Source organism: Bradyrhizobium sp. USDA 4354 (assembly GCF_054060315.1).
The window spans coordinates 1,377,512-1,390,475 of sequence record NZ_JBSSDC010000001.1 but is presented as its reverse complement, the minus strand read 5'-3'; the positions used below and the strand labels follow the sequence as shown (position 1 = coordinate 1,390,475).

Sequence of the window (12,964 nt, the reverse complement as noted above, 5' to 3'; positions counted from 1 at the left end):
GACCAGCATGGTCGCTCCTTCGCGTCATCACCGCCGGGCTGGACCGGTTCATTTAATTCTGATGTCGTGCCGCACCCTCAATGCGGATGACCGTATGACCCCCTTCAAGACCATTCGCGCCCGCGCCGAGAAGCGCAAGGGCGGGCCCAAGGTGCTGGAGAAACTGATGCCGGCCAAGCCGGACCTCAAGCGGCTGGCCAAGCTCGGCGACGACCGTATCCTCGCCGAGATGACCAAGCGGGTGTTCTGCGCCGGCTTCGCCTGGAGCGTGATCGATTCGAAATGGGACGGCTTCGAGGACGCCTTTCTGCATTTCCAGCCGGCCAAGCTCACCTTCCAGCCCGAAGATTATTGGGAGGGCCTGCTGCGCGACGCACGCATCGTGCGCAATGGCGCCAAGATCATGTCGGTGCGCGACAACGCCGCCTTCGTCCAGGAGATCGCGAAGGAGCATGGCAGCTTCGGCAAGTTTCTGGCGAAATGGCCGTCCTCCGACGAGATCGGCCTGCTCGATCTCCTCAACAAGCGCGGCAGCCGGTTAGGAGGCAACACCGGCCAGATGCTGCTGCGCTTCGTCGGCTGGGACGGTTTCGTGACGTCCAAGGATGTGGTGGCTTGCCTGCGCGGTGCAGGTCTCGACATTGCCGAAGAGGTCAAGTCGAAGGGCGATCTCGCCAAGGTGCAGGCGCAGTTCAACGCCTGGGCCGAGGAGACCGGCCTGCCCTACACCTATCTGTCGCGGATCTGCGCGCTGTCGGTCGGCGAGAACGGCGAATAGCGCGTGAGCGCGGCGCACCGCCAGATCGTGTGCATCCTGCGGCGATCTTGTGCCGCGAGCGCGGCGGACGGCGCGCGTGATCACGAAATATAATTTTTGCGGGAACATTTGTCCGCAGCGCCTGTTCGGACATTGAGCCAGGCGGACAAGGGCGCAGGGAACGCATGCTCCGGCCTGGGTCAAGGAAACCGGATACAGAAACGGAGCAGCTCATGAAGCTCACATCTGAACAGGTGAAGCAGACCGTCAACCAGCTCGGCGCTCAGGTGCTGCCCGACGAACATCCGGCGATGCCGCAGCTCAACAGCATGTTCGGCGAGCATACCTTCTTCGTCGACGAGATGGGCCTCAAGGTCCTCGAGCCCACGGGATCGCTTGGTACCGATCGCCAGAGCGGCGAGGTCGTCAGCCTCGCCGATTGGGGCGATTCCGACCTGACGCGCCTGATGGCGCATGAGCCCGAACCGACCGGCGTGATCGTGGTGTTCGAGCATATGAAGCATTGAGCGGCCCCGAGCGGGGCGCTTTCATCGGTGGCGGATGTGAAAATCCGTCACCGTCAGTCGCGCACAGCGCGCGCGCTGTTTGCGCGTTCCGAGGCGGCTCCAACTTGGCCGCTGGATCATGCCTGGAGCGGGATCTCGATGGCGATCTGAGTCCCCGGACCCGTCGTGCTCTCGAGCCGCAGGCGCCCGTTCAGAGATGAGGCTACGAGATTAAAGGCGATGTGGAGCCCCAGGCCGGCATGGCCGCTCTCCCGACTTGTGGTGACGAACGGATCGAAGACATGCGCCTGTAATTCGTCAGGGATGCCGACGCCTTCGTCGGCGCAGACAAGGCGGACTGATCTCGGGTCCGGTTGGCTGACCGTGATCACAAACCGGCCGCCTTTTTTGTCGGGGTAAGCGTGCCCGGCGGTATTGAGGGCGAGATTGCTGATCACCTGAGCAAGCGCTCCGGGATAGCTGTTGAGCTTGATTCCCGCCGGACATTGGACCTCGACCGTCAGCGCATGATGCGACAGCAATGGCCCGAGCTTGGACATCAACTCCGACAGCCAATCCCTGAGCTCGAAACTGCGCCGGTCCTCATCGGCTTGATGAACCGCGACCTGCCTGAAGCTGTGCACCATCTCGGATGCGCGGTGCAGATTGTCGAAGGTCAGCTCGAGCCCCTGCTTGAGCCGGGCAATACCCTTGGTCAAATCGGACCGCCGGACCGATGCTCCCCCCAAGGCGTCAGCCATCGTTTGCAGGTCAGCCTGCATGGCTGTCGAGGTCGTCAAGGCGAGGCCGAGCGGGGTGCTGACCTCGTGAGCGACGCCTGCCACCAATTGCCCGAGCGAGGCGAGCTTTTCCGCCTGCACGAGGTGCTCCTGGGTCGCGCGCAGATCGCGCAGCGATCTCTCCGAGCGTTCTTTCTCCCGTTGCAGCGCTTCGGATGTCCGGAACTGCTTTCGCGCCCGGTACTCGCGCGCAGCCACGGCGTAGAGCGACAAGGCGTAGGCATTGCCGACGAGAGAATGGTTGATGAAGCTCAAGCCCGTGGGCATCGTCGGCGCGAACGACTCGGCGACCAGCAGCGCCACCCACGAGAGCAGGCAGAAGATCGCCAGCGAGCCGATCCGCAAGGGCAGCATGGTCGAGACGAACAGGATGATCATCATCATGCCGGGCGCGGCAAAGGTGAAGCCCGACGGCAGCACGAGATAGATGCTCGGCAGGATACAGCCGGGAATGATGCAATAGACGAGGAAGATCGTCTCCGCCCATGGCTTCATCCAGCGCCGTGACAGCAGCGCCGTCAGCGGGAGCAGGATGAACACGGCGGTGCCACCACGGATTGCGAGCGTGGTCGGCACGATTTCGGGGTAGAGCACCCAATCCCAGAGCGTGTAGCCGGCATAGGTGGCAGCGCCGAGCAGCATCGCGATCTGCGTCCATCCGAGACTGCCCCGGACATATTGGTCGACAAACCGGCGTTCCTCGATGCGGTCTTCGAAGCGCAGTCCGAGGCGTATCAATAAGGCAAGCATTCCATCTCAATCGCGAAAAACCGTGTCTTGGTGTCTCTACGACAGGTTTGCCGCTGCGTCGCGGATAAAGATGCAGCGTCCGCCGAAGCGGTCTCCAGCCCCGTTCAGATGCCCAACGTCAGCTGCGGCTCCGCATCGTCCCCGACCTGGAGCGACGACAGCGAGATCCCCAGCAGCCTGACGCGCTTGGGCAGCGGCATCTCGGCTTCGAGCAGGCCGCAGGCCAGCCGCTCCAGATCGTCCCGGCCCGCAACGGCCGCCGCGACGGACCTGCTGCGCGTGATGATCTCGAAGTCGGCGAACTTGATCTTCAGGGTAACGGTGCGGCCCCGGTTGCCGGTCGCCTCGCAATGACGCCAGACCTTGTCGACGAGAGGCTGGAGCTCGGCGACCAGCGCGTCGAACTCGGTGAGGTCGGTCGAGAACGTGTTTTCCGCGCCGACGGATTTGCGGATCCGGTTGGCCCGCACCGGCCGCTCGTCGACACCGCGCGAGATCCAGTAATAGTACGCGCCCGACTTGCCGAAAGTCGCATTCATGAACTCCAGTGTCTGATTACGGATGTCGAGACCGGTGAATAGGCCGAGCGCATTCATCTTCGCAGCTGTCGCCGGACCGATGCCGTGGAACTTGCTGACGGGCAGCGTCTCGACGAAAGCCGGGCCCATCTCCGGCGAGATCACGAACTGTCCATTGGGCTTGCGATGATCGGAAGCGAGCTTGGCCAGAAACTTGTTGTAGGAGATGCCCGCCGACGCGTTGAGGCCGGTTTCGGCCTTGATCTTCTCGCGGATCTTCAGCGCGATGTCCCGCGCCAGCGGGATGCCTTGCAGGTTTTCCGTGACGTCGAGATAGGCCTCGTCGAGCGACAACGGTTCGATAACGGGCGTGTGCTCGGCAAAGATGTCGCGGATCTGGCGGGAGATCGCCTTGTAGACCTCGAAGCGCGGCTTGACGAAGATCAGATCGGGGCATTGCCGTTTCGCCGTCACGGACGGCATCGCCGAGCGAACGCCGAACTTGCGGGCCTCGTAGCTCGCCGCTGCGACGACGCCGCGTTCCGCGGAGCCACCGACCGCGACCGGCTTGCCGCGCAGCTCCGGATTGTCGCGCTGCTCCACCGACGCATAGAAGGCATCCATGTCGATATGGATGATCTTGCGCACGGCCGCGGCTGCACCAGGCATCGTGTCGGATTCGCTCATGGCAAGATGATACAATTGCGCGAAAAGAAGCGCGAGGTGATGGACGTTTCAGTTGTCGTTGTGCGTCGCCTGAGTCGCCTTTGCCGGCGTGCTCAATGCGGCCATCTGGCGTTTGAATCGAGGCGTTCGGCCTCGACGGGTTCAAAGATCAATCTCAGCCTTGTGAGTGGCAAGCCTTGGGATGTGGTCCCATATGAGCCCGCGGAGGACAGCCCATGCAATACAGCTCCGAGCTCATTCACACGATGCGTCAGGCACTGGAAGCCGTGATGGCGAGCGTGCCGGCCCATCAGTCGGTCTTCGGTCTGAAAGCAGCCGTGGCCGAATGCATCCTGAAGGCCGCCGCACACGGCCAGACGTCGTATGACGGACTGGTGACGACCGCGTCCGACCAGATCCAGGCGATTGTCGCGATGCTGACGTGAGTGCCGGCACGATCTCGTCTGATCTTGCTCCGCCCTGCCAATGTGTTGTCCTCGCCGCCAAGCTCATGCGAAGTTTATTCGCGTCTTCGCACGTAAAGCGAGATGAATCGATCGATCATGGCGTTGATCTGCTCCGGCACCTCGAGCGACAAGAAATGCCCGGAGCCAACAGCCTTGGCCGTAACCAGTTGCGGGCATAGTGCCGCAAAGCGGTCTAGATCCGCGAGCCGATGAGCCGCTTCGATATACAGCACCGGGACGCGGCATGCTTGGGCGCACTGACCCGCCCGATGCACATCCCATGGAAACAGACTCTTAAACGTCGACACCAGCACGTGCTGTGGCGTCGCCAGGAAGGTCTGTTCGACATGGGCGTGGCATCTGTCGGTCGGCAGACAGGAGTCCGCCACGATTTTTCGTACCTCGTCCGCAAAGTTCGGCCCCTGCAGGCCCTCCAGGTAGCTGGTGAACACCGCTCCCGCCGAGGCAGGGAAGAGCACCCCGGAATCGAGCAGCACCAGCCCCGCGGGAAAATCCGGGTAACGGGCCGCAATTTCGAGTGCCATGTTGCCGCCCATGCTTTGACCCACGATGACCGGCTTCGCTATCTCTTGCCGGGCACACAGCCAGACGAGATCCTCGGCGAAGCCTTCGATCGAGTATTCCTGGTGCGGCTTGTCGCTCTCACCGTGTCCTCGCAGTTCGGCATTCAATGCGCGACCTTGCCGACCGAAGTACTCCATCTGTGGCGCAAAGTGGGTGCGATCCCCGCCAAGGCCATGGACGAACAGGAATTGAGGCGATCCCTTCCCAGCGATGTCGAACGACAGTTGGATGCCTTCGCGCGCGAGCTTCATTGGTCATCTCCGTATCCACCGGTATTCCAGGCTTCTCGGGCAATGATGCGGGTAAGGGCGCCGCGCATGGCCAATCTTCGAGCGCGTCCTAGAGCATGATCCGGAAAAGTGTGCAGAGATTTTCCGAAAAGACTATGTCCAAACACCACCTAAAGCGCGATGACGACTCATCCCAATCGTATCGCGCTTCTAGGAGAACCGCACGGCCTCGCGCAAATCCTAAGCTGGCGCACCCGACACGATTCGAACGTGTGACCTTTGCCTTCGGAGGGCAACGCTCTATCCAGCTGAGCTACGGGTGCTAGTCGAGGTTCATTTAGCCGATTGGCGCGGGGCGGGCAACCGCTTCTCGCCGGACCGCGCTCAGGCCGATTTGCGCCTGACCGGGGCCGGAACCGCCTTTCCGCCGAGGGCGGCGAATTCGGCAAGCACCCGTTCGGCGCAGATGACGCGGTTGCGGGCCGAGGCGTTTGGCGACATAGAGCGCCTCGTCGGCCGCGCCGAGCAGCCGGTCCGGGCCGCCGTGGGTACTACCTGGAATTTGGCTGGCGACGCCGACGAGGGTGACGTGGCCGCCGGCGCGCGCGGCGCCGTGGGCGATCTACAAGGCCATGACGGCGCAGCGGATCTCCTCGGCCACAGTGCAGGCGGTGTCGCAATCCATGTCCGGCAGGATCAGCGCGAACTCCTTGCCGTCATAGCGACTGGCGAGGTCGAGCGGGCGCACCGCGTAGGAATCCGCGAGATCGACGGTCTTGCGGGACTTCGCCATCAGGCCACCGCCGCGACGGGCGCGGCATCGCCGGGGCCGAACAGTCTTCGCACCTCGCTGGCCGGCTTCGGCGCGCTGAACAGGTAGCCCTGCATCTGCGTGCAGCCGAGCGCGCGCAGCATGTCGCGCTGCGCCTCGGTCTCGACGCCCTCAGCGACCGTGGTCATGTTGCTGGCGGCCGCGATGTTCACCACCGCCTGCACGATGACAGGCGCGCCGCTCGCCTCTGCGATGTCGGCGACGAAGCAGCGGTCGATCTTGATCTTGTCGAACGGGAAGCGCTTCAGATAGCTCAGCGAGGAGTAGCCGGTGCCGAAATCGTCGAGCGCGATGCGCACCCCGATCGAGCGGAGCTGATGCAGGATCGAGAGCGCCGCCTCGTCGTCGCGGATCAGCACGGCCTCGGTGATCTCGAGCTCGAGCCGGCGCGGGTCCAGCCCGGAGGCGGCGAGTGCGCCCGCAATCCGCAGCGCCAGCGTGTCGCTTTTGAGCTGCACCGGCGAGACGTTGACCGCGACACGCACATGCACCGGCCAGGCCGCGGCCTCGTTGCAGGCCATGCGCAGCACCCAATCGCCGAGCTCGGTGATCAGGCCGGTATCCTCGGCGACCGGAATGAACTCCGCCGGCGACACCATGCCGCGCTCGGGATGCCGCCAGCGCAGCAGCGCCTCGCAGCCCGACACTTCGTTGGTGCGCAAGTCGACCAGCGGCTGATAGTGAATCTCGAAGCCGCCATTCACCAGGGCCTGCCGCAAATCCAGCTCCATGCTCAGGCGTGCCTTGGCGCTCGCATCCATCTCCGGCTCGAAGAAGCGGTGGGTGCGGCGTCCCTCGGCCTTGGCGCCGTACATCGCGAGGTCGGCGTGCTTGATCAGCTGGTCGAGATCGGCGCCGTCCTGCGGCGCCAGCGCAATTCCGATGCTGGCGTCGGTGGAGAGCTGATGGCCGAGGCAATGATAGGGTTGCCGAATCGCCTGGTAGATCCGCGTCACGAAGGAGAGCACGTCCGCGGACGATCCGATCCCGGTCTGGATCACCGCGAACTCGTCGCCGCCGAGCCGCGCGATCAGGTCGCCCTGCTTGAGGCAGCCGCGGAGGCGACCCGCGATCGCCTTCAACAGCTCGTCGCCGACATGGTGGCCGAGCGAATCGTTGATGCCCTTGAATTCGTCGACGTCGATGTAGAGCAGCGCGAATTGGCAGCCATCGGCGGCCTTCGCCAGCTCGCGTTCGATCTGCTCGCGGAACAGGGTCCGGTTCGGCAGGTCGGTCAGCGCATCATAATGCGCCATATGCGCGATCTTCTCGTCGGCGTGACGCCGCTCGGTGACGTCATCGACGACATGGATGAGATAACGCGGCTCGCCGGCTTCATCGTGGATGCCGATCCTGGTCGAGGTGATGTAGCGCAGCCCCATGCCCGGCATCTGCCAGGCGTGCTCGTCCTTGAACGATCCCTTGGCCGATTTCAGAGCGCAGCTGTCGTCTTCGGTGATGCGGGCAGCGGGCGCCTCGGGGAAGATGTCGAAAGCGGTCTTGCCGACGACATCCTGACGAGACTGGCCGAACAGCTGTTCGGCGACGACGTTGAGCAGCAGATATTCCCGCGTACGCGCGTCCTTCACGGTGATCTGCGAAGGGATATGGTCGATGATCTCGCGCAGGAAGGTGTAGTTGCGATCGCGCTCCTGTTCCAGGTGGCGGCGCTCGGTGATGTCTTCGATCGTGGCGACCCATCCGCCCTGCGCGAGCGGCGTGTTGATGACCTGGAAGGCACGGCCGTTGGCCAACTGATGGATCCTCGTCGAGACCGTGCCTTCGGCGACGATCCTCATGACGTCGGCGCAAAACGCCTCGACATCGCCGTCGAAGGCGCCACGCTCCTTGCGATGATGCATCGCCTCGCGGATGTGGCAGCCTGGCTTGATGACGTCGTGGGACAGGCCGAACATGTCGGCGTAGCGGCGGTTGCAGATGACGATGTAGCCGCTCGCGTCGTACAGGATCAGCCCCTGCGACATGTTGTTGAGGGCGGTGTCGAGCCGCTGCCGCTCCGATTCGATTCGCGCCTGGGCCTCGCGGTTCTGCCGGTGGATCTGGCGGATAATCAGATAGAGGATCAGCGCGATCACGGCGGCCGAAAGCGCGGCCGTGGTGACCATGAAGCCGGTCTGCTGTCGCCAGTCTGCAAGCGCTGCTGCCGTGGTGTTGGTGGCGACGATGACCAGCGGGAAGTGCTTCAGCGACGCAGCCGAGCCGAGCCGCTCCTCGCCGTCGACCGGACTCCTGACGCGGAGCGTGTGCTGGCCGCCCTTGGTCAGCACCTTCCGCATCAGCGGCGCATCCTTGAAGCTCCTGCCGATCAGCTCCTCGGCGTGCGGGTAGCGTGCCAGCATCTTGCCTTCGCGGTCGAACAGCGAGATCGCCGTGCCCTCGGCAAGTGCGACGGATGCGAAATAGTTCTGGTAGCTGTCCGGATCGATCCGGCGGACCATCGCGCCCAAGAAGGTACCGTCGGCGCCGCGCAGCCGTCGTGCGACGACCGTGGTCCATTTGCCGATGATGAAGCTGCGGACTGATTCCAGGATGACCGGCTCGGCCATCGGATCGGATTTGAGCGTCTGAAAATAGGCGCGCGAGGAAATATTGATCTTCGGCAGCGGCTGGGCCCGCGACCAGTTGATCAGTTCGCCGTCGGCATCATAGATCACGATGTCACCCAGATAGGACACGGAGCTGATCTTGCTGCGGAGCATCTGGTTCGTCGCAGGTCCGGACATGCGTTCGCGGAACATTGCAGGCGAGGTGATGTCAGGCAGGTTCATCTGCCCGATCACATCGGCGGCGACGAGGTCGGAATCTTCGAATTGCTGGTCGAAGTGCCGCGCGATCAGCTGCACCGTGTTTTCAAGCTCGCGTTCGCGGTTGGCGAGGGTCCGCTCGCGAAACTCGCCGACGGCCATGGCCGTGACGATGAAGATTCCGGCGACCAGCAGCACGCCGCACAGGGTCAGCCACAGGACAGGACCACGCCGCGCCAAGACCTCCCAGCCGTTCCTCGCGGCTAGAGACATTCCGGCTGCTACCCTGGCAAAGACCTGGCGCATTCCCCCTCCCTGGAGGGACAGGAATACACCGCACAAATGGCGCAAACCTTAGGAAAACCAGTTAGCTAAGCATTAATCCGGTTTCGTAATCGCGACCGTATGGAGCGAAGCGGGAATCTCGTTGCGGTTGTGCGGTGTGCACAGCAATCGCCGCGCTGCAGCATTAATGGCGGCTTAATGCGAGCTGCCCGCACTCTTGCCGCCGCCGACCTTGCGCAGCCGCCCGACCACGCCGGTCGGGAAGAAGTAGACGCTGGCGATGAACAGCAGCCCGAGCCACAGCAGCCAGCGGTCGGGGTGCAGCAGCCCCGGCAGCAGCGGCAGGCCGGCTTCGGACGCTGCGTTCGAGGCGACGCCCATCAGCGACTGCAGATAGTTCTGCGCCAGGATGAAGATGGTGGCGCCGATGATCGCGCCGTAGATCGTGCCCATGCCGCCGATCACCACCATCAGCAGGATGTCCAGCATGATGGAGAAACTCAGCGAGGTGTCGGGGCCTGCATAGCGGAGCCACAGTGCATTCAGGATGCCGGCGCTGGCGGCGACCAGTGCCGCGAGGCAGTTGGCGTAGGTCAAATGGAAGACGGTGCGGAAGCCGAGCGCCTCGGCGCGGAAGCGGTTCTCGCGGATCGCCTGCAGCACGCGGCCGAACGGCGAGTTCACCACCCGCAGCAGCGCGAGGATCATCAGTGCCGAGATCGCGAACACCAGATAGAACGTGAGAATGCGGCCGTTGACCTCGAAGCCGAACAGGTTCTTGGAGATCAGCACTGTGCCCGGCCGCAGCAGTTCGGGTAGCTGGAAGCTGCGCCCGTCCTCGCCGCCGGTCAGCCAGGACAGCTGCGACGCCAACACCTGGAAGGCCGAGGCGACCGCGAGCGTGATCATGGCAAAGAAGATCGCGGCGACCCGCAGCGAGAACAGGCCGATGGCGAGCGCGAGCAACGCCGCCAGCGGCAGGCCCGTGACGATGCCGGTGGCGACCGCGGCCCAGTTCGGTCCCATGCCGTACAGCGCAATGGCAATGGCATAGCTGCCGATGCCGTAGAACATGGTGTGGGCGAACGAGACCGAGCCGGTGTAGCCGAGCAGCAAATCGTAGGACGCGACCAGAGCGGCGAAGACGCAGATCTTGGCCGCGACGTTCAGCGCCTTGGCACCCGGGAACAGGAACGGCGTCGCCGCCAGCGCCAGGATGATGACGACGAGGAGGAGCGTGAGCACGCGGCTGCGCGGCGGATCGCCGGAGAGGATCATCATCGGCTGGTCACCGCATAGAGGCCGCGCGGCCGCCACATCAGAATGGCGACCATCAGCAGGATGTTGGAGACGAGGGCGAGTTTCGGCACCAGGAAGCCGCCGTAATTGGCGACCATCGCGACCAGGATCGCGCCGATGAAGCAGCCGCCGATCGACCCCAGCCCGCCGATGATGACGACGATGAAGATCAGCACGGTGAGGTCGTCGCTCATGGAGGCGTGGACCTGTTCGCGATAGAGTGCCCACATCACTCCGCCGAGGCCGGCGAGCGCCGATCCCGTCATGAACACGCCGAGAAACAGGCGGCGGATGCGATAGCCGAGCGCCTCCACCATCTCGCGGTTCTCGACGCCGGCGCGGATCAGGAGACCGAGCTTGCTGCGGTTGAGCACGAGCTGGATTGCGATGAAGATGCCAAGGCCGATCAGCATCGCCAGCACGCGGTACTTGGCGATCGCGACGTCGCCGAGGATGAAGGAGCCGCGCAGCGACGCCGGCAGCGGCATCGGGATGATCTGCGGCCCCCACAGCGCATAAAGCGTCTGCTCGGCGACGATCAGGCCGCCCGTCGTCATCAGGATCTGCTTCAGGTGCTGGCCATAAACCGGAAGGATCAGCACGCGCTCGACGACCAGGCCGAGCGCGCCCGACACCGCCATCGAGAGCAGCGCGGCCGGGGCCAGCACCGCGAGGTTCATCCAGAGCGAGTCCGCCTGGATGGAGGCCGCGAACGGCGCCAGCACCAGGGTGGCGACATAGGCGCCGACGGCGATGAAGGCGCCGTGGCCGAAGTTGAGCACGTCCATCAGGCCGAACACGAGAGTGAGGCCGGAGGCCATGATGAAGATCATCATGCCCATGGCAAGGCTCGCCGCGGTCAAGGTCAGCCAGGACGAGGTCGATCCGATCAACGGGATCATCAGAAGGGCGAGGGCGACCGGCAGCAGGATCGGCGCGAGATCGCGCTTGGGTTTCGGCAGCGGATCGGTTGCAGCAAGGTCTGTCACTGATGCGCCTCCAGGCTCAGGCCGAGCAGCCGCTCCTGCAGCGGCACATCGGCGGCGAGCGCCGCCATCTCGCCGCGGTGGACGATGGTGCCGTTGTCCATGACCAGCACGCTGTCGCCGAGCTCGCGGGCGGCAAAGAAGTTCTGTTCGACCAGCAGGATCGTCGCGCCCTTGCGCTTGATCTCCTTCAGGCACTCGATCAGCGCCATCACGATGGCGGGCGCGAGGCCCTTGGTCGGCTCGTCGATCAGAAGCAGCTTGCGCGGCTCGATGATCGCGCGCGCGATGGATAACATTTGTTTCTGCCCGCCCGAGAGACTTCCCGCGCGCGACAGCCAGAACCGGCGGAGCGCCGGGAAGAAGCCAAAGATCCAGTCCAGCTGGGTCTCATCGAGCGGCCCGTCGCGCGCGGCGAGGACGAGATTTTCCTTCACCGTGAGGTCGGAGAACACCGCCATGCTCTCCGGCACGTAACCGACGCCGAGCCGGGCGATGTCGGGCGTCGCAAGGCTCTCGATGCGCATCCCGGCGAGGGTGATCTCGCCCTTCGAGGCCTGCCACAGGCCCATGATGGTGCGCAGCGTCGTGGTCTTGCCCGCGCCATTGCGGCCGAGCAGCATCGTGACCTGTCCTTGCGGGACGGCGAGATCGATGCCCTGGAGGATGTGATAGCGCCCGATATGGGTGTGCACGCCGGAGAGTTTGAGCAGGTCAGTCATGCTGCGCTCTTTGGTGCAACGCCGAGATAGGCCTCCTGCACGATCGGCGAGGCGATCACCTCCGCCGGCGGGCCATCGGCAACGAGCTGGCCGTTATGCAGCACGATGATGCGGTCGGCGAGCGAGCGCACCACGTCCATCTTGTGCTCGACGAGCAGGATGATCTTGCTCCTGTCCTGCTTCAGCTGCGCGATCAGGTTGAGGACGATAGGCACCTCGTCGATGCTCATGCCGGCGGTCGGCTCGTCGAACATGAAGACTTTCGGCTCCAGCGCGATCATCAGCGCCACTTCCAGCTTGCGCTGGTCGCCATGGGACAGCGCGGTCGCGGCGACCCCGCGGCGGCTGCCGAGCGCAACCTGGTCGAGGATGCTGTCTGCGCGTGCGATCAGGTCGCGGCGCACCATCCAGGGCCGCAGCATGTCGTAATGGGTGCCGTTCGCCGCTTGCACCGCAAGGCGGACGTTCTCTTCCACGGTGAGGTTCGGGAACAGGTTGGTGAGCTGGAAGGCTCGCCCGAGGCCTGCGCGCGTGCGCAGCGGTGCCGAGTCCTGGGTGATGTCGGTGCCGTCGAACAGGATGCTGCCGTGTGAAGCGCGCAGCTGGCCCGAGATCAAATTGAAATAGGTGGTCTTGCCGGCGCCGTTCGGCCCGACGATGGCGGTGAGCTCGCCCGGGCGAAACGTGCAGGAGACATTGTTGACCGCGATATGGCCGCCGAAGCGAATGGTGAGATCGCGGGTTTCGAGGGTGAGAGGCATTGAGGGTCTGGCAATTGATGAAAACGAGATATGTC

Annotated in this window: 12 protein-coding genes and 1 tRNA gene; 3 read left to right on the top strand and 10 right to left on the bottom strand. The window is 64.1% G+C overall.

What is annotated here, in order from left to right:
- Nucleotides 1-94 precede the first annotated feature (94 nt).
- Nucleotides 95-778, top strand: coding sequence for a DNA-3-methyladenine glycosylase I (locus ACVIIV_RS06515; RefSeq protein WP_456743464.1), 684 nt, complete (start codon nucleotides 95-97; stop codon nucleotides 776-778).
- A 212-nt stretch (nucleotides 779-990) separates the two neighbouring features.
- Nucleotides 991-1,284 (top strand): hypothetical protein, encoded by a 294-nt coding sequence (locus ACVIIV_RS06510; RefSeq protein ID WP_027572492.1) that lies wholly within the window; start codon nucleotides 991-993, stop codon nucleotides 1,282-1,284.
- Nucleotides 1,285-1,400: 116 nt separating this feature from the next.
- Here ACVIIV_RS06510 and ACVIIV_RS06505 read toward each other — a convergent pair whose 3' ends face one another.
- Together ACVIIV_RS06505 and dinB are read right to left on the bottom strand one after the other, a co-directional pair.
- Nucleotides 1,401-2,813: a sensor histidine kinase gene (locus ACVIIV_RS06505; protein ID WP_456743463.1), complete on the bottom strand. Its 1,413-nt coding sequence runs from the start codon at nucleotides 2,811-2,813 to the stop codon at nucleotides 1,401-1,403.
- Between the two features lie 104 nt (nucleotides 2,814-2,917).
- Nucleotides 2,918-4,018 (bottom strand): DNA polymerase IV, encoded by a 1,101-nt coding sequence (dinB, locus tag ACVIIV_RS06500; RefSeq protein WP_456743462.1) that lies wholly within the window; start codon nucleotides 4,016-4,018, stop codon nucleotides 2,918-2,920.
- A gap of 215 nt (nucleotides 4,019-4,233) precedes the next feature.
- Between dinB and ACVIIV_RS06495 the strand changes: the two genes are divergently transcribed.
- Entirely contained in the window at nucleotides 4,234-4,443 is a 210-nt protein-coding gene (locus ACVIIV_RS06495) for a hypothetical protein (protein ID WP_456743461.1), read from the top strand.
- A gap of 74 nt (nucleotides 4,444-4,517) precedes the next feature.
- On the opposite strand, the gene ACVIIV_RS06490 is transcribed toward ACVIIV_RS06495, so the two are convergent.
- From ACVIIV_RS06490 to ACVIIV_RS06455, 8 genes are all read right to left on the bottom strand, one after another.
- Nucleotides 4,518-5,300: an alpha/beta fold hydrolase gene (locus ACVIIV_RS06490; RefSeq protein WP_456743460.1), complete on the bottom strand. Its 783-nt coding sequence runs from the start codon at nucleotides 5,298-5,300 to the stop codon at nucleotides 4,518-4,520.
- Between the two features lie 225 nt (nucleotides 5,301-5,525).
- Nucleotides 5,526-5,602 (bottom strand) — tRNA-Arg (locus ACVIIV_RS06485).
- 299 nt (nucleotides 5,603-5,901) lie between these two features.
- A complete protein-coding gene (locus ACVIIV_RS06480; protein WP_456743459.1) occupies nucleotides 5,902-6,072 on the bottom strand; it encodes a diguanylate cyclase domain-containing protein in 171 nt (56 codons plus the stop codon).
- The gene (locus tag ACVIIV_RS06475) at nucleotides 6,072-9,182 is read right to left on the bottom strand and encodes an EAL domain-containing protein (protein ID WP_456743458.1); all 3,111 of its coding nucleotides are present in this window, start codon (nucleotides 9,180-9,182) and stop codon (nucleotides 6,072-6,074) included. Before ACVIIV_RS06475 ends, ACVIIV_RS06480 begins: the two co-directional genes overlap by 1 nt.
- Before the next feature lie 174 nt (nucleotides 9,183-9,356).
- The gene (locus tag ACVIIV_RS06470; RefSeq protein ID WP_456743457.1) at nucleotides 9,357-10,442 is read right to left on the bottom strand and encodes a branched-chain amino acid ABC transporter permease; all 1,086 of its coding nucleotides are present in this window, start codon (nucleotides 10,440-10,442) and stop codon (nucleotides 9,357-9,359) included.
- Nucleotides 10,439-11,449, bottom strand: a complete 1,011-nt coding sequence (locus tag ACVIIV_RS06465) for a branched-chain amino acid ABC transporter permease (protein ID WP_456743456.1) — start codon at nucleotides 11,447-11,449, stop codon at nucleotides 10,439-10,441. Before ACVIIV_RS06465 ends, ACVIIV_RS06470 begins: the two co-directional genes overlap by 4 nt.
- Nucleotides 11,446-12,168, bottom strand: a complete 723-nt coding sequence (locus ACVIIV_RS06460; protein WP_456743455.1) for an ABC transporter ATP-binding protein — start codon at nucleotides 12,166-12,168, stop codon at nucleotides 11,446-11,448. Before ACVIIV_RS06460 ends, ACVIIV_RS06465 begins: the two co-directional genes overlap by 4 nt.
- A complete protein-coding gene (locus ACVIIV_RS06455) occupies nucleotides 12,165-12,929 on the bottom strand; it encodes an ABC transporter ATP-binding protein (protein ID WP_456743454.1) in 765 nt (254 codons plus the stop codon). Before ACVIIV_RS06455 ends, ACVIIV_RS06460 begins: the two co-directional genes overlap by 4 nt.
- Nucleotides 12,930-12,964: the final 35 nt, after the last annotated feature.